Annotated in this window: 15 protein-coding genes and 1 pseudogene; 12 read left to right on the top strand and 4 right to left on the bottom strand. The window is 70.3% G+C overall.

Features of this window, described 5'->3' with window-relative positions; translation table 11 throughout:
* Positions 1-13: 13 nt before the first annotated feature.
* Together ACFXJ5_RS03705 and ACFXJ5_RS03700 are read left to right on the top strand one after the other, a co-directional pair.
* The gene (locus tag ACFXJ5_RS03705) at positions 14-991 is read left to right on the top strand and encodes an aldo/keto reductase (protein WP_384626268.1); all 978 of its coding nucleotides are present in this window, start codon (positions 14-16) and stop codon (positions 989-991) included.
* A 36-nt stretch (positions 992-1,027) separates the two neighbouring features.
* Positions 1,028-1,336 (top strand): annotated as a pseudogene (locus ACFXJ5_RS03700) (DUF2255 family protein); the annotation flags it as partial.
* A gap of 102 nt (positions 1,337-1,438) precedes the next feature.
* Here the strand turns inward: ACFXJ5_RS03700 and ACFXJ5_RS03695 are convergent.
* Both ACFXJ5_RS03695 and ACFXJ5_RS03690 read right to left on the bottom strand, forming a co-directional pair.
* Positions 1,439-2,128 carry a response regulator gene (locus tag ACFXJ5_RS03695; RefSeq protein WP_384626265.1) on the bottom strand — a complete coding sequence of 230 codons (690 nt, stop codon included), beginning with the start codon at positions 2,126-2,128 and terminating at the stop codon, positions 1,439-1,441.
* Positions 2,125-3,798 (bottom strand): ATP-binding protein, encoded by a 1,674-nt coding sequence (locus ACFXJ5_RS03690; RefSeq protein WP_384626262.1) that lies wholly within the window; start codon positions 3,796-3,798, stop codon positions 2,125-2,127. Before ACFXJ5_RS03690 ends, ACFXJ5_RS03695 begins: the two co-directional genes overlap by 4 nt.
* A gap of 387 nt (positions 3,799-4,185) precedes the next feature.
* Here ACFXJ5_RS03690 and ACFXJ5_RS03685 point away from each other — a divergent pair, with 387 nt between their 5' ends.
* The 3 genes from ACFXJ5_RS03685 to ACFXJ5_RS03675 all read left to right on the top strand — a co-directional run bounded on the left by ACFXJ5_RS03685 (position 4,186) and on the right by ACFXJ5_RS03675 (position 7,098).
* Positions 4,186-5,064, top strand: a complete 879-nt coding sequence (locus tag ACFXJ5_RS03685; protein ID WP_384626259.1) for an ABC transporter ATP-binding protein — start codon at positions 4,186-4,188, stop codon at positions 5,062-5,064.
* Between the two features lie 10 nt (positions 5,065-5,074).
* On the top strand, positions 5,075-5,971 hold the full coding sequence (locus ACFXJ5_RS03680) for an ABC transporter permease (RefSeq protein ID WP_384626256.1): 897 nt from the start codon (positions 5,075-5,077) through the stop codon (positions 5,969-5,971).
* A gap of 77 nt (positions 5,972-6,048) precedes the next feature.
* A complete protein-coding gene (locus tag ACFXJ5_RS03675; protein ID WP_384626254.1) occupies positions 6,049-7,098 on the top strand; it encodes an ABC transporter substrate-binding protein in 1,050 nt (349 codons plus the stop codon).
* A 90-nt stretch (positions 7,099-7,188) separates the two neighbouring features.
* On the opposite strand, the gene ACFXJ5_RS03670 is transcribed toward ACFXJ5_RS03675, so the two are convergent.
* Complete coding sequence (locus tag ACFXJ5_RS03670) at positions 7,189-8,127, bottom strand: GlxA family transcriptional regulator (protein ID WP_384626252.1); 939 nt, start codon at positions 8,125-8,127, stop codon at positions 7,189-7,191.
* A 210-nt stretch (positions 8,128-8,337) separates the two neighbouring features.
* On the opposite strand from ACFXJ5_RS03670, the gene ACFXJ5_RS03665 reads away from it, so the two are divergent.
* The 6 genes from ACFXJ5_RS03665 (at position 8,338) to ACFXJ5_RS03640 (ending at position 12,153) form a co-directional block, all read left to right on the top strand.
* Positions 8,338-9,027: a DJ-1/PfpI family protein gene (locus ACFXJ5_RS03665; protein WP_384626249.1), complete on the top strand. Its 690-nt coding sequence runs from the start codon at positions 8,338-8,340 to the stop codon at positions 9,025-9,027.
* 64 nt (positions 9,028-9,091) lie between these two features.
* Entirely contained in the window at positions 9,092-9,418 is a 327-nt protein-coding gene (locus tag ACFXJ5_RS03660) for a hypothetical protein (protein WP_384626247.1), read from the top strand.
* Entirely contained in the window at positions 9,415-9,885 is a 471-nt protein-coding gene (locus tag ACFXJ5_RS03655; RefSeq protein WP_384626245.1) for a DUF2269 family protein, read from the top strand. The genes ACFXJ5_RS03660 and ACFXJ5_RS03655 overlap by 4 nt, the downstream gene beginning before the upstream one ends.
* A 2-nt stretch (positions 9,886-9,887) precedes the next feature.
* Positions 9,888-10,175: a DUF3817 domain-containing protein gene (locus tag ACFXJ5_RS03650; protein ID WP_384626243.1), complete on the top strand. Its 288-nt coding sequence runs from the start codon at positions 9,888-9,890 to the stop codon at positions 10,173-10,175.
* 168 nt (positions 10,176-10,343) lie between these two features.
* Complete coding sequence (locus ACFXJ5_RS03645; protein WP_384626240.1) at positions 10,344-10,931, top strand: hypothetical protein; 588 nt, start codon at positions 10,344-10,346, stop codon at positions 10,929-10,931.
* Between the two features lie 139 nt (positions 10,932-11,070).
* On the top strand, positions 11,071-12,153 hold the full coding sequence (locus tag ACFXJ5_RS03640; protein ID WP_384626573.1) for an NAD-dependent epimerase/dehydratase family protein: 1,083 nt from the start codon (positions 11,071-11,073) through the stop codon (positions 12,151-12,153).
* 95 nt (positions 12,154-12,248) lie between these two features.
* Here the strand turns inward: ACFXJ5_RS03640 and ACFXJ5_RS03635 are convergent, their stop codons facing one another.
* Positions 12,249-15,053 (bottom strand): FAD-binding and (Fe-S)-binding domain-containing protein, encoded by a 2,805-nt coding sequence (locus ACFXJ5_RS03635; protein ID WP_384626237.1) that lies wholly within the window; start codon positions 15,051-15,053, stop codon positions 12,249-12,251.
* A 245-nt stretch (positions 15,054-15,298) separates the two neighbouring features.
* On the opposite strand from ACFXJ5_RS03635, the gene ACFXJ5_RS03630 reads away from it, so the two are divergent.
* Positions 15,299-16,669: a beta-1,3-glucanase family protein gene (locus ACFXJ5_RS03630; protein WP_384626234.1), complete on the top strand. Its 1,371-nt coding sequence runs from the start codon at positions 15,299-15,301 to the stop codon at positions 16,667-16,669.
* The last annotated feature ends 49 nt before the right edge of the window (positions 16,670-16,718 follow it).

Here is a 16,718-nt window from a genome sequence, read left to right as displayed (position 1 = left end):
GAGGACGAACGGCATGCGCACCACGACACTGGGTAGCAGGGGGCCCGAGGTCGGTGTCATCGGCCTGGGGTGCATGGGGATGACCTTCTCCTACGACATGAAGACCCCGCGTGACGACGACACGTCCATCGCGGTGATCCGCCAGGCACTCGACCTGGGCGCGACACTGATCGACACCGCCGATGTGTACGGCCCGTACACCAACGAGGTGCTGGCCGGCCGGGCTCTGGCGGGCGGCCATCGCGAGCGCGCGGTGCTGGCCACCAAGGTCGGCCTGGTGGTCAGCGACCCCACCGGCGGTCCGGACAAGTCACCGCTCATCGTCAACAACGGCCGCCCGGAGCACGTACGCAAGTCGATCGACGAGAGCCTGCGCCGGCTCGGCACCGACCATGTGGACCTCTACCAGCTGCACCGGGTGGACCCGCAGGTGCCGCTGGAGGAGACCTGGGGAGCGATGGCCGAGGCCGTGGCGGCGGGCAAAGCACGTCACCTGGGGCTGTCCGAGGTGACGGTGGACCACATCAAGCGGGCGCAGTCGGTGCACCCGGTGACGTCGGTGCAGTCCGAGATGTCGCTGTGGACCCGCGACCCGCTGGCCGAGGTGCTGCCGTACTGCGAGGAGCAGGGCATCGCCTTCCTGCCGTTCTCGCCCTTGGGGCGGGGTTTCCTTGCGGGACGGTTCACCTCCTTCGACGATCTGCCCGAGGACGACTTCCGGCGCCGGATGCCGCGCTTCCAGCAGGACGCGCTGCGCGCCAACCTGGCCATTGTCGGCCGGGTGCGGGAGATCGCCGAGCGCGTGGGGGCCACCCCGGCGCAGGTAGCGCTGGCGTGGGTGGTCGCCCAGGGCCAGTACGTCATCCCCATCCCCGGGACCAAGACCCCGAAGTACCTGGCGGACAACGCCGGCGCGGCGGACGTGGAGCTGAGCGCGGCCGACCTGGCCGAGCTCGAGGCCCTGCCCGCGCCGACGGGCGGCCGCTACTGACCGAACGACTGACCGACTGACCGACACACTTGGAGGACGATCTGGGTGGTCCGGCTGGGCGACGACATCCACGTCCGCTCCGTCAACGGCCCGGCCTCCGACTGGTACCGCGGCACCCGGGCCCGCCACGAAGGCCGCATCCGGGCCGGCGGGGTGGAGAAGGACGTAACCTTCGTGGACGTCGACCCCGGGATCAACGACCAGGTCGACGCCGCCTACCGCAGCAAGTACGGGCACTACGCCGCGTACATCATCAAGTCCATCACCAGCCCCGAGGCCGGCTCCACCACCATGCGGCTCGTGCCGCGCCCGGCTGACTCCTCGTCCTCATTCAACAGCCACTGAGTTGTCGAGGAACCGGACCCCCCGATCCCGCCCGGCGCCTCGCCCTCCAGGAGGTTCGGCCGTCCCGGCGCGAGGCGGCCGAGTGACCTGGTGAGGGCGAGGTCAGGACACCCTTCGGTAGCGGTGCTCGGGGCGTCCGGTCGCGCCGTACCGCAGTTCGAGGCGGACCAGGCCCTCGCGTACGAGGTAGGAGAGGTACCGCTGGGCCGTGGCGCGGGAGACGCCGGTGAGCTCGGCGGCTTCGGCGGCCGACAGATCGCGGCGGGCGGTACGGATCGCCTCGTGGACGAGGGCGAGGGTCGGCGCGGAGTGGCCCTTGGCCGGGATCGGGGGCAGGGCGGTGGGCCGGGCGGCGCTGAACAGGGCGTCCACGTCGGCCTGATCGGTCTCCGCCGCCGGGCCGAGGGCGTCCACCCGGTGCTGGAGCTCGCGGTAGGCGTTGAGTCGCTCGGCCAGGGCCGCGGAGCCGAAGGGCTTGACGAGGTAGCCCACGGCCCCGAGTTTCATCGCGGTCCGTACCGACGTGATGTCCCGGTCCGCCGTGATCATGATGGCGTCGGGCCGGGCGCCGCCCGCGTCACCGGTCAGCTGCCGCAGTACGTCCAGCCCGCTGCCGTCGGGCAGGAAGACATCGAGCAGCAGCAGCTCCGGGTGGAGCGTACGCACCGCCGCCAGCGCCTCCGCCACGTTCGGCGCTTGGCCGACGACCTCGAAGCCCTCGACACGGGAGACGTACGAACAGTGGATGCCGCTCACCCGGAAGTCGTCGTCCACCACCAGCGTCCGGATCACCAGCGATCACCTCCGTCGTGCGCGGTCACCGCGCCGGTCGGCACCGGCGGGGCGATCGTGAACAAAGCTCCCTGCGGGGCCGGGGCGGTGTCCGGCAGCGGCAGCACCACGGTGAAGACCGCGCCGGGCCCCTCGCTGGCCGTTATCGTGCCGCCGTGCCGCTGCACCAGCCGGTGTACCAGGGCGAGCCCCAGTCCGCGCCGGGCGGTACCCCGGTCCGGCCGGGTCGACCAGCCGTCCTCGAAGATCGCCTCGGCCGCGCCTTGCGGGATCCCCGGCCCGGTGTCGGCGACTCGGACGCTCACCTCCGCGACGCCCTCGACCACCGAGAGCCGCACCTCGGGGCCGCCCGCCGGGGCCGGTCCGCCTGCCGCCGCGTCGACCGCGTTGTCCAGGAGGTTGCCGACGATGGTCAGCAGCCGGCGCAGATGCGGCGGTTGCTCACCGAGCGCGGAGTCCTCACCCAGCACGATCCGTACCCCGCGCTCGGCGGCGACCGTGGTCTTGGCCACGATCAGCCCCACCATCAGCGCGTTGCCGACCCGCTCCCGCACCGACTCGGCCAGCGCCTGCTCGGCGCCGGCCGACTCGACCGCGTACTCGAAGGCCGATTCGTACTCGCCCAGGTCCAGCAGCCCGGCCAGGGTGTGCATCCGGTTGGTGAACTCGTGCTGCTGCGCCCGCAGCGCGTCGGTCAGCCCGCGCACCGAGTCCAGCTCCCGCAGCAGCCCCACCATCTCGGTGCGGTCCCGTACGGTCACCACCGCGCCCAGCTCGCGGCCGTGCAGCGTCACCGGCATCCGGTTGACGACCAGGCAGTGGTCGTCGGTCAGTACGGTGAGATCCGCGCCGGCGAGAGTGCCGTCGAGAGCGCGGCGCAGCCGCCCGTCGGGCAGTACGTCCTCCAGCCGGCTGCCGAGCCCGGTGCCCAGGCCCAGCAGCCGCCGGGCCTCGTCGTTGACGACGGTGATCCTGCCCTCGGGGTCGAAGGCGAGCACGCCCTCCCGGATGCCGTGCAGCATCGCCTCGCGGTCCTGGAGCAGCCCGGCGATCTCCTCCAGCTCCAGCCCGAACGTGGACCGCTTCAGCCGCCGCGCCAGCAGGTACGCCGCCGCCGACCCGACCGCCGTCGCGATCCCGGCGTACAGGCCGAAGGTGGGCAGCTCCCGCCACAGCTCGCCGAGCACGTCCCGCTCCGGGATACCCACCGACACCTCGCCGACGAGCGAGCCGCTGGGCCCGTACAGCGCGGCCTTGCCATTGGCGGAGCGCCCGGTGACGCCCTGGTCGATGCCGACCTGCGTACGGCCGTGCAGCACCACGAGCGGTTCGGCCACGTGCTTGCCGATCAGCTCCGGGTGGGGGTGCGAGTGGCGGACCCCGTGCAGGTCGATCACCACCACGTACGAGGCCTTTGACGCCTTCCGGATCCGCTCGGCGACCGTCTGCACCGTGTCGCCGCCGCCCCCGTACTCCATGGCCTGCTGGATCTGCGGCTCGGCGGCCGTGGTCTGCGCGATGGCCAGCGCCCGCTTCTCGTAGGCACGGTCGAGCTCGGCTCGCTGCGCGAAGGCGAGCAGTACGAAGCCGATGGTGCCGGTGACGGCGAGGATCAGCAGCTGGCTGACCAGGATCCGCGTGGAGAGCCTTCGCTTGCCGCCACGGCGCACACGTACGCCGCCTGCGCGCAGGCCGCCTGTGCGTATCCCGCATGTGCGTATACGGAGACGACGAACACGGATGGGCATCACAGGCACCTCTCCGCTCCTGTCGTACCGCACGCCGGCCCGGCACGCGGTCCGGGAACTCTGGGTGTTCCACGGCGGCGGCCGCACCCGGGTCCGACCCCTTCGCCGAGCCCACGTGCCGGTGATTGTGCCTGGTGACGGAGGTTTTGCCCACCCCCCGGGACGCTGAGCAGAACGCGCAGAACTGCGGTGAACGTGGGAAAGCCGCGCAACGTACGCAAGACTCGCCGCGCCCTCGCCGCCGTTCTACGTTCTCGTCACCCGCCGGAAACACCGGCGCAACGCAGAGTCCGAAGGCGGTGCAACGTAGTGAATGAATCAGCGACCGATCCGGTTCCCGCGATCGAGCTGCGCAATGCGACAAAACGTTTCCGCACCCCGTCGGGCGGGATCTACACCGCCCTGCGCGACCTCGGAATGACCGTCGCCCCGGGCGAGTTCTGCGCGGTGGTCGGCCCGACCGGGTGCGGCAAGTCGACCACCCTGTCCCTGGTCTCCGGCCTGGAGCAGGCGAGCGCCGGCCAGACCCTGATCCACGGCGAACCGGTCACCGGCATCGATCCGCGGGTCGGGTTCATGTTCCAGACCGACGCGGTCTTCCCCTGGAAGTCGGTGCTGGACAACGTGGCCGCCGGCCCGCAGTTCCGCGGCTCCTCGAAGAAGGACGCCGTCACCAAGGCCCGCGACTGGCTGCGCCGGGTCGGACTGTCCGGATTCGAGGACCGGCTGCCGCACCAGCTGTCCGGCGGCATGCGCAAGCGCGTGGCGCTGGCCCAGACACTGATCAACGAGCCCGAGATCCTGCTGATGGACGAGCCGTTCTCGGCACTGGACGTCCAGACCCGGCAGATCGTCCAGGACGAACTGCTGGCCCTGTGGGAGCTGACCCGCCCGGCGGTCGTCTTCGTCACCCACGACCTCGAGGAGGCCATCGCGCTCGCCGACAAGGTCGTCGTCCTGACCGTCGGCCCGGGCACGGTGAAGGACACCTTCCACGTCGACCTGCCACGCCCCCGCAAGGTCCAGGAGATCCGCTTCCACCCGCGCTTCGTCGAGCTCTACGAGCAGATCTGGACCAGCCTGCGCGACGAGGTCCAGCTCGCCTACGCCCGTACGGCGGGCACCGAGTACGAGCCGCCGCCGGCGGCGTCGGACGACCCGATCATCCCCGTCAACACCACGGTCTAGGAGACCCGCGATGACCGACCTCATCTCCGACGCCGAGCCCCATGCCGCCTCCTCCCTCCCGTCCGACTTCGACGAGGCCGCGCTGATCCGCAGCGCGAGGACCCGGGCACGCCGGCGCCGGCTGCTGATCCTCCTCGCCCAGATCGGGCTGGTCGTGCTCGTGCTCGGCGGCTGGCAGCTCGGCGCTTCCAGCGGTTCGCTGGACAAGTTCACCTACGGCTCGCCGGACGGGGTCGTGAAGCAGCTGAAGACCTGGTTCACCGACGGCACCTCGCTCGGCTCCATCTGGCACAACATCGGCGTCACCATGCAGGAGACCGTCCTCGGCTTCATCATCGGAACCGTCGCCGGTGTGGTGCTGGGCATCGCCCTGGGCCGGATCCGGGCGCTGGCGGACGTGATGGCCCCGTTCATCAAGGCGGCCAACTCCATCCCGCGCATCGTGCTCGGCTCGATGTTCATCATCTGGTTCGGCCTCGGGCCGTCCGGCAAGGTCGCGCTGGCCGTGGTACTGGTCTTCTTCTCGGTCTTCTTCAACGCCTTCCAGGGCACCCGCGAGGTGGACCGCAACCTGATCGCCAACGCCCGTATCCTCGGCGCCTCCGAATGGCGGGTGACCTCCCAGGTCGTCCTGCCCTCGGCGATGACCTGGATCGTCGCCTCCCTGCACGCGGCCTTCGGCTTCGCGCTCATCGGCGCCATCGTCGGCGAGATGCTCGGCGCGCAGGCCGGCCTCGGCCAGCTGATCGCCCAGGCCCAGGGCAACTTCAACGCCGACGGCGTCTACGCCGGAACGCTGATCATCGCCGTACTCGCCCTGATCGCCGAATTCCTGGTGACCCGCTTCGAGAAGCGCGTCCTGCGCTGGCGGCCCACCCAGCTGTCGGGCGACGGCGCCGGTCTGTAACCCCTCAGCCCCCCTCAGTTCTGCCCTCTCCCGCCCCACCCCGTCCTGTTTCCGCTCCGTCCCGAAGGAGACCAGCAATGAAGCCGGTCAAGAAGTCCCTGCTCGCCACGGCCACCTGCGCCGCCCTCGCACTCACCCTCTCCGCCTGCGGCGGCGGCTCCAGCACCAAGGTCGCGGCCAAGAACTCCGCCGGTGAATCCACGGTCAGAATCATGGTGGGCGGTCTCAACAAGCAGATCTACTTGCCGGTGATGCTCGCCAAGAGCCTTGGCTACTACAAGGCCCAGGGCGTCAATGTCCAGCTCTCCGACGAACCCGCCGGCGTCGACGCCGAGACCGCCATGCTGGCCGGCCAGGTGGACGCGGTGGTCGGCTTCTACGACCACAACATCGACCTGCAGTCCAAGGGCAAGGCCACCGAGTCCGTGGCCCAACTGCTCCAGGCCCCCGGCGAGGTCGAGATGGTCCGCACCGATGAGGCATCCAAGATCAAGAGCCCGGCCGACTTCACCGGCAAGCACCTCGGCGTGACCGGCCTCGGCTCCTCCACCAACTTCCTCACCCAGTACCTCGAGGCCAAGAACGGCGTCAAGGCAGGCACCGCCACCTCGGTCGCCGTCGGTGCCGGCTCCACCTTCGTCGCCGCCATGCAGAACAAGCAGATCGACGCCGGCATGACCACCGAGCCCACCATCTCCATGCTGGAGCAGAAGAAGCTGGCCAAGCCCCTCATCGACATGCGCACCTCGGCAGGCGCCAAGGCCGCCCTGGGCGGCACCTACCCCGCCTCCTGCCTCTACCTGACCACCGGCTACATCCAGAAGAACCCGGTCGTGGTGCAGAAGCTGGTCAATGTCTACGTCGAGACACTCAAGTGGATCCAGACCCACACCGCCGCCCAGATCGCCGACAAGATGCCGGCCGACTACTACGCGGGCGTGGGCAAGGACGTCTACACCAAGGCACTGCAGAACGAGAAGGGCATGTACTCGCCGGACGGGCTGATGCCCGCCGACGGTGCCAAGACGGTCCTCAAGGTCCTCTCCGCCTTCGACCCGACGGTCAAGGGACACACGGTCGATCTGTCCAAGACCTACACCAACGACTTCGTGAACAAGGCCAAGTAACGGTCCGTCGGAATCAGTCGCATCCATCCCCCCGTGTTCCCCGGGCGTGCCTCTCGCGCCCGGGGAACACGGGCGTGGTGACCATCGGCGTCAACTGAAGGCGCGCCGGTAGGCGTGGGGGCTGACGCCGGTGGTGCGCTTGAAGCGGTCGCGGAAGGCGGTGGGTGAGCCGAAGCCGACCTGGGCGCCAATGCGTTCGACGGGGTGGCGGGTGGTCTCCAGGAGGTGTTGGGCCTGGCGGATACGGGCGCGGTGGAGCCACTGGAGCGGGGTGGTTCCGGTCTGTTCGCGGAAGTGGCGGATCAGGGTCCGGGTGCTGGTTCCGGCGTGGGCGGAAATGTCGGCGAGAGTGAGGTCGCGGGCGAGGTTGTCCTGCAACCACGTGAGCAGGGGTTCGAGGGCCGAGCCCTGGGGGGTGGGCGTGCGGTCGTGGACGATGAACTGCGCTTGTCCGCCCTCGCGTTCCAGGGGCATGACCGACAGCCGGGCGGCGTCGGCGGCGACGGCCGAGCCGTAGTCGCGGCGGATCATGTGCAGGCACAGGTCCAGGCCGGCGGCGGCGCCGGCGGAGGTGAGGATCTGGCCGTTGTCGACGTACAGGACGACCGGGTCGACGTCGATGTCGGGGTGGATGGCGGCAAGTTGGGCGGCGGCGATCCAGTGGGTGGTGGCACGCAGGCCGTCGAGCAGCCCGGAGGCGGCCAGCGGGAAGGTGCCCGTGCAGATGGAAGCGATGCGCGTGCCGTCGTCGGCGGCTGCGCGCAGGGCATCGCGGACGGCGGGGGCAAGGGGGGCCGCCGGGTTGTCCGTACCGGGGACGATGATCGTGTCCGCGCCCTTGAGGCCCTCCAGTCCCCACGGCGCGCGCAGGGTGAAGGCGCCCGCGTCGATCTCCGGCTTCTCCGCGCACACACGGATCTGGTAGCCGGGGCGCCCGTCCGGGAGGCGGGTACGGGTGAAGACCTCGATCGGGGTGGACAGGTCGAACGGGATCACCCGGTCAAGCGCGAGAACGGCGACTGTGTGCATGGCCAGAACATACCTGCCCGCCGCGTTCCTGCCTTGGCCGCGGCGAAGAAGCGATCTGCGGTTCCCGCAGCTCACAGTCTCTTTCCGACGTGCTGGCGATATTCCGTTGGAAGCTGTCATTAATGCCCCTGGGAGACGGTTCACCGACCGGTTTAGCGTCGTGACGTCCGGCGCAGAGACCGGCCTCCGTACAGCGTCCGAAGGACCTCCATGCATGCCCAGATCGTCTTGTTCGACGGTTTCGATCCGCTCGACGTCATCGCCCCCTACGAGGTGCTGTACGCGGGCGGCACCGCCTCCGGCGGCGCGGTCAGCGTGGAACTGGTCTGCGCCGAAGGGCCACGCGAGGTCGTCAGCGGTACCGGTGGCCTCGCGCTGCGCGCCACTGCCGCCCTCGACCCCGGGCGGGCAGGCCTGATCCTGGTTCCGGGCGCCTCGGGCCGGGTCGGAGAGCCCGGCGAGGTCCCTGACCAGGACGCGGGGGCCGGGCAGCGGAGGCAGGACGAGCTCATCCCCGTGCTGCTGGGCCGCACCCTGACCACCGAGCTGCCCACGCTGATGAAGGCGGCGATGGAGAATCCGGAGGTGACGACCGCCGCGGTGTGCGGCGGTTCGCTCGTCCTGGCCATGGCCGGCCTGCTGGAGGGCCGCCACGCCACCACCCACCACCTGGGCCTGGACATGCTCGACGCCACCGGCGTCCACGCGGTCCACGCCCGCGTCGTCGACGACGGCGACCTCGTCACCGGCGCCGGAGTCACCTCCGGACTCGACCTGGGCCTGTATCTGCTGGAGCGCGAGGTCGGCCCCCAAATCGCCCACGCCGTCGAGGAGTTGTTCGCCCACGAGCGCCGCGGCACGGTCTGGCGCCACCAGGGCCCGGCGCCCGCCGCCCTCTGACGACTCCGCCGCGCGCCACTCCCGTACGTCCTACCCGCACCACACCGTAAGGAAGAACAGCAGCATGCCCGTCGAAGGTATCTGGGACCTGTCCATCGCCACCCCCATCGGCCGGATCAAAGCCGTGGTCGAACTCCATCGGCACGACGGGGTCCTGACCGGGACCGCCCACGGGGCGGGAGAGGAGGTCCCGCTCGACGACGTCGCCCTCGACGGCGACCGGCTCACCTGGACGCAGGCCATCACCAAGCCCCTGCGCCTGAACCTGGCCTTCGCCATGACCGTCGACGGCGACACTCTCACCGGCACCTCCAAGGCCGGACGACTGCCCGCCTCCAAGGTCACCGGCCGCCGTCGCACCGTTCGAGCAACGGCGGAACTCCGACCGTGACGAAACTCTTCCTCTCCCTGCACGTCCTGGCCGCCGTGCTGGCCATCGGCCCGGTCACCGTCGCCGCCAGCATGTTCCCCAAAGCCCTACGCCGCGCCCACAGCGACCCGGGTGACCACGAGGCGCTCACCAGCCTTCGGCTGCTTCACCGGATCTGCCGCGTCTACGCCGCCATCGGCATCGCCGTACCCGTCTTCGGGTTCGCCACGGCCAGCAGCCTCGGCGTCCTCGGCAGCGGATGGCTGATCACCTCGATCCTCCTGACCGCCGCGGCCGCCGCCATCCTGGCCCTGCTGATCCTGCCCGCCCAGGACAGCGCGCTCGCCACTACGACGCAGGTGCCCGGCTCCGGCGCCGACCCCCGATCAGCCGCCCGCCTGGCCATGCTCACCGGCCTCTTCAACCTGCTGTGGGCCACAGTCACCGTCCTGATGATCATCCGCCCCGGCTCCACCACAGGAGCATGAGAATGCAGCACCTTCGCCACCTGCGCATCGCGGCACACGTCGAACTCATCTCGCTCATCGCCATGCTGGCCAACCTCGCCACCGCTCACCTCAAACCCATCTCCGCCCTGATGGGTCCCACCCACGGCTGCGCCTACCTCTTCGTACTCGCCGCGACCTGGCGCCTCGAACAAGCCGAGACCACCACCAAGGCCACCGCCGTCATCCCCGGCATCGGCGGCCTCCTCGCACTCCGCCGGCTCCAACGTCCCCGAACCATCGATCAACACAGCACTCCCACGGCACGGTGAAGGTCCTCGGCATGCTGCCCGTCGTCGAGGTGGTCGTCACCGTCGGGAGTATGCTCCCGAGCGCAGGCAGCGGTGCCTGAGAACCGGGGGCATGAAGTGGCGATGGACGACGGGGAAGACTCTGCGTCTCCCAATCAGCCGACGGTGGCCGGCGGAGGTGTCCCATCCGTGGCGTCAACCCAGGAGAAGCACGGAACCATCGTGTTGTCGAGGGCGCAGGACGGCTACCGCGATCTGCTTCGCCGCTACGCGGTGCTCATTGACGACACGCAGGTGGGCTGGATCGCCCGGGGACAGACGCTGCGCTTCGATGTGCCCGCGGGACCCCATCGCTTGCAGCTCAAGATTTCCTGGTGCTCCAGCGCGCCGCTGACCGCCATGGTGGAAGCGGGTGAGACGACCTCCTTCCTCTGCGCTCCAGGTGGTGAGGCGTCTGAGACGCTCACCTCCGTCACCGCAGGCGCGGGTGACTACATCGCCCTGCGGCCGACGCCGGAGCCGATCGCCGTGGTCAAGACTGCGCTGGACGGGGGGACCCGGTTTCGCCTGGCCACAGCGCTTGGCTTCTTCGGCGGAGGCTTCACGTTCATCGGGGCCTGGATCTGGCACTACACGGGCGTGGCGCGTGACGCGGACAACGTGGTCGTCGGCGTGAGCCTGGCGGTCGCCCTTGCCAGCATGCTCGCCTTCCGGCTCGGTCGGCGCAGGAGGGCTGGTCGCGCAGTCACGAGTGACCCTGCTCAGCCGGCCGGCTGAAGCACTCAACCAGGTTGGCAAAGGTTCACGGCCCGTGGGGGAGGGCTGCCGGTCGGAAGCGCCACGGACAAGGGGCCGCTTACGCCAGTATGGTGCGCGCTGGGATGGGCGCGCGGCGGCCCCGGACCGGACAGCCGTGATGGGAGAGCGGGGCGGCGTGGGCGGCGGCGGGGAAACGGTGTTGGTGACCGGGGGCAGCGGGTTTGTCGGGAGTCATCTGGTCCGATTGCTTCTGGAGCGCGGCTACCGCGTGCATGCCACGGTGCGGCCGACGGCAGGAGCCGTGAAGACGCGGCCGCTCGAGGTCATGCGGGACCGTTTCCCCGACATGCTGCGCCTGTTCGAGGCCGATCTGCTGACGGAGGGTTCCTTCGACAAGGCGATGGACGGCTGTCGTGTCGTGTTCCACGTTGCCTCGCCGTTCTTCATGCCCGAGACGATCAAGAAGGGCGCCAAGGACGTCGTCGCGCCCGCGCTGTCCGGCACGCGTAACGTCCTTGCGAGCATCGAACGCACACCAGCGGTCGAGAGGCTGGTCTTCACATCCACGGTCGGTGCGATCTTCGGCGACTACGCGGACGTCCTCGGGATGGACGGACACGTCCTCTCCGAGCGTTACGTCAACACCACCAGCACCCCCGAGAACAACCCGTACCACTACGCGAAGACGGTCGCCGAACAGACAGCCTGGGACGCGGCACGGGCCCAGGACCGCTGGAGCATGGTCGCCGTCAACCCGGGCCTGATACTGGGACCTTCGCTGACGCCCGGGTCCGAATCCGGCAGTCTGTTCCTCCTGGACGAGCTGTTCAAGGGCTACTTCTTCTACGGCGCACCGGACTTCAGCTTCACGGTCGCGGACGTCAGGGACGTCGCGAGCGCGCACGTGGCGGCGGCGGAAACCCCGGAAGCGCATGGCCGCTACATCGTCGCGCGGGAGGAGATGTACTCGTTCCTGCAGATGTCGCGCATCCTTCGTGACCGCTTCCCGCGGAACATCGAGCTTCCCGCCCACCGCCTGCCGCGCTGGGCGGTCAGAACGCTCGGACCGGCCTTCGGGCTCACGCCGGACTACATCCGCAAACACCTGGGGATCAGGTTCACCGTGGACAACCGGCGCAGCGTTGACGAACTGGGCGTCACCTACCGCCCGTTCGAGGAGACGGTCCTCGACCACTACCAGACCTGGCGTCAGCACCGGAGTGCGCGCGGAGCACGGTGACCGCCGCGCCGGTTCGACCACGCCCGGTCCGGCTCCGCCAGGAAGGATTGCCTCGGGTAAGCCGAGCCGCCTCCCAGCCGACCTGAACCGCGGTCTCAGGACTGGTACTGAGCGAGGAGCTGCGCCAGGTGTACGCCCCGGCGACCGGCGAGCTGGTCCAGCTGGGTGCGGCAGGAGAAGCCGTCGGCGAGCAGTGAGGTGCCCTCGTCGGCGGCGCGTACGGCGGGCAGCAGGGCGGTCTCCGCGATCGCCGCGGAGACCTCGTAGTGGCCGCGTTCCGCACCGAAATTGCCCGCCAGGCCGCAGCAGCCGCCCACCGCGTCCACGGTGGCTCCGGCCTTCTCCAGCAGGGCTCGGTCGGTCGCCCAGCCCATCACCGCGTGCTGGTGGCAGTGCGGCTGCGCCAGTGCCCGTACGCCGGTCAGGTCGGGCAGCGGGACGTCGCGGTCGGTGAGCAGCTCGGCCAGGGTCCTGGTGGCCGCGGCCACGGCGGCGCGGTCGGGGTCGTCGGGCAGCAGGCGCGCCGCGTCGTCGCGGAACACCGCTGTGCAGGAGGGTTCCAGGCCGACGATCGGCACTCCGCGTCGGGCTTCGGGGGCGAGGGAGGCCACGCTGCGCCGGAGGATCCGCCGGGCCGCGTCGAGCTGGCCGGTGGAGATCCAGGTCAGCCCGCAGCACAGCCGGCGCGAAGGGATACGTACGGACAACCCCGCGGCCTCCAGGACCCGCACCGCCGCGATGCCGACCTCGGGACTGAAGTAGTCGGTGAAGGTGTCCACCCACAGCACGACCGGATCCCCGGCGGCCGGCTCGTGCGTGGCGAACCAGCGCCGGAAGGTCTGCGCGGCGAAGAGCGGCAGCTCGCGCCGGGTATCGACGCCCGCCATGCGCTTGCCGACGGCCGCGAGCGGGCCGCGCAGCACGCGGTTGGCGACCGCGGGCGCCCGCGCGGCCAGGGCGGCCCAGCGCGGCAGCCGGCCCAGGGCGTAGTGGCTGGCCGGACGCAGCCGGCGCCGGTACGCCTGGTACAGCATCTCGGCCTTGTAGGTGGCCATGTCCACCCCGGTCGGGCAGTCCACCGAACAGCCCTTGCACGACAGGCACAGGTCGAGCGCCTCGCGCACCTCCGGCGCACGCCAGCCGCCGGTGACCAGCCCGCCGTTGACCATCTCCTGGAGTACCCGGGCCCGCCCGCGCGTGGTGTCCTTCTCATCCCCGGTGGCGAGATACGAGGGGCACATCACCCCGCCGCTCCCCGTGGTGTCCGCGCGGCACTTGGCGACCCCGGTGCACCGGTGCACCGCCGCGCCGAAGTCCCCGCCGTCCTCGGCGTATGCGAAGGCCAAGGACCGGCGCAACGGCCCGGCCGCCGGCACCCGCAGGTCGGCGTCGAGCGGCCGGGGACGCACGATGACCCCCGGGTTGAGCAGGTCGTCGGGGTCGAAGACGGCCTTGGTGGCGGCGAAGGCGTCCAGCACGGCCGGCGAGTACATCCGGGGCAGCAGCTCACCGCGGGCCCGCCCGTCTCCGTGCTCCCCGGACATCGAGCCGCCGTGGGAGGCCACCAACTCGGCCGCGTCCAGCAGGAAGGCGCGAAAGACCTGCGGGCCGCCCGGCCGCTCCAGTGGGAAGTCGATCCGTACGTGCACACAGCCGTCACCGAAATGACCGTACGGAACGCCGGTCAGGCCGTGGGCCGCCATCAGCGCTTCGAACTCCCGCAGGTACGCGCCCAGCCTCTCGGGCGGTACGGCAGCGTCCTCCCATCCCGCGTGCGCGCTGCGTCCGCCGACCGGCCGTGCCGCAAGCCCGGCGCCGTCCTCGCGGATCCGCCACAACGCCAGCGCCTCGGCCGGGTCCGACACCAGCCGGGAATCGAGTGCGGCGGAATCGGCGATCAACGCCGTGGCCGCCGAACCGAGTTGCCCCGCCTCGGCACCGGCCAGCTCCACCAGCAGCCAGCCGCCGCCCCGCGGCATGGCGGGGACCGACGCGGCGCCCCGTCGTGCGGTCACCACGTCGGTGATCCGCGAATCCAGGCCCTCGATCGCCACCGGGGCGTGCGACAGCAGCGCCGGCACCGCGTCAGCCGCCGCGGCCATGTCGGGGTAGCCCAGCACGACCAGGACCGTGGCCGCGGGGGTACGCACCAGGCGTAGCGTCGCGCCGAGCAGGACCGCGAGCGTCCCCTCCGTGCCGACCAGGGCGCGGGAGACGTCGAATCCGCGCTCGGGGAGCAGATGCTCCAGCGAATAGCCGGAGACCTGCCGCCCGAACCGGCCCAGTTCCGTACGGATCGGCCCGAGACTGCCCTCGACCACGTCCCGCAGAGCGGACAGGGTGGGGGAGGAGCCGGCGGCTGCCGACGCCAGGTCCAGCCGTTCCCCACCACCGGTGACCACGTCCAGCGCCACCACGTTGTCCGAGGTGCGGCCGTAACCCAGCGCACGCGAACCGCAGGCGTTGTTGCCGATCATGCCGCCGATCGTGCACCGGTTGTGCGTCGACGGATCGGGCCCGAAACGCAAGCCCTGCGCGCCGGCCGCGGCCTGCAGCCTGCTGAGAACCACACCGGGGTCGACCTCGGCCGTTGCCGTGGTCGGATCGATCGTCCGGATACGCGACAGGTGCCGCGAGAAGTCCAGCACCAGACCGGAACCCACAGCGTTGCCCGCAATGGAGGTACCGGCCCCGCGTGCCGTCAACGGCACCCCCAACGAACGGCACACCTCCATGGCGCCGATGACCTCGTCCACCGACCGGGGGAAGGCGACCGCGGCCGGAACCACCCGGTAGAGCGACGCATCGGTCGAGTACTCGGCCCGGCGCCGGGTCGAGACGTCGACCTCGGGCAGACCAGCACGTCGCAGAGCTGCCGACAGTTCCGCGGATTCAGCCACCTCAGGCATGCGCACCTTCCGGGTCGGCCAGGGAGAGGTCGTGCGGGGGTCGCACGACGACGTCGATGTTGTCACGGAGGCGTCCACAGGTACTGACTGATGACGTCGTTTCCGTTGACACCGAGGCGACAGCGAAGGTATATACCAATCACCCTCGAGAGAGCGCTCTCTGGAGCTTTCGGCGCTAACCGAGGCATGCCGGGCACGTCAGGATCCGCAGGACCCCACCCTGTTCAGGAGACACCATGCCGAGCAACCCCCTCGTGCTGGCGCACCAGCAGCCAGCACGGCACCGGCCCACGACCCCCATCGTTCTGGCCCTCCTGGTCGCCTTACTGGCGGCCCTCGTCGTCACGGTGGCCGAGCCCTCCGCCCATGCGGCCGGCACCCTGCTCTCGCAGGGGAAGCCGGCCACCGCCTCGTCCGTCGAGGCCGTGGGAACCCCCGCCTCGGCCGCCGTGGACGGCTCCACCACCACCAGATGGTCCAGCGCGTTCAGTGACCCGCAGTGGCTTCAGGTGGATCTCGGTGCCACGGCCACGATCAGCCAGGTGGTGCTCAACTGGGAGGCCGCCTACGGGACCGCCTTCCAGATCCAGACCTCCACCGACGGCACCAGCTGGACCTCGATCTACTCCACCACCGCCGGCACCGGCGGGGTCCAGACTCTCAACGTCACCGGCAGCGGCCGGTACGTCCGCATGTACGGCACGGCCCGGGCCACTCCGTACGGCTACTCGCTCTGGGAATTCCAGGTCTACGGCACCGGTGGCGGGACCACGACGCCCCCACCGACCGGCGACTTCTGGGGTGACACGAGCACCATCCCGGCCGCCAAGAACGCGGTCGAGGTGGCGATCCTCAACCGGACCAACGGCGCCTACCCGGACAGCCAGGTGTACTGGAGCTTCAACGGCCAGACACACTCCATCGCCGAACAGCCCTACCTCGACATGCCCGCCAACTCGTCCGGCCGGATGTACTTCTACGTCGGCTCGCCGACCAGCCAGTACTACGACTTCATCGAGTTCACCGTCGGCGGCGGCGTGTTCAACGGCAACACCACCCGCGTGGACGCCTGGGGCCTGCCCCTCGCGATGCGGCTGCACGCCACCGACGGCTACGACGTCCAGGTCGGGGACGTCCAGAGCCTGTTCACCACGTCCCGCACCCAGGTCTTCCAGAACTTCATCAACGCCGTCCCGCAGCAGTTCCAGGTGTTGGCGCAGACCCAGGCCCCGTACCGGATCATCGCCCCGGGCAGTGACGCGAGCTTCAAGCCGGGTGGGGTGAACGCGAACTACTTCACCTCCTACGCCCAGTCCGTCGGCGTCAACGAGACCACCCAGTACATCTTCGGCTGCGCCGGCACCATGGCCAGCAACCCCGACATGTGCGCGGCGCTCAACCGGCACGTCGCCGGCCTGCCGGCCTCGAGTCAGTCGGACCCGACCCAGTACTACAAGTCGGCCCCGGCCAACTACTACGCCAAGTTCTGGCACGACAACGGCATCAACGGCCTCGCCTACGGCTTCCCCTACGACGACGTAGCGGGCCAGTCCTCCTTCATCTCCCACGCCAACCCGCAGTGGCTGGAGGTGGCCGTCGGCTTCTGACCGAGGCAGGTCCGGCCCCGTCCGTACGCTGCTCGCCGCAGCGCGCGAA

This window comes from Streptomyces sp. NPDC059373, from assembly GCF_042751495.1.
Lineage (GTDB): Bacteria > Actinomycetota > Actinomycetes > Streptomycetales > Streptomycetaceae > Actinacidiphila.
This window is presented reverse-complemented; position numbering and strand designations above follow the sequence as displayed.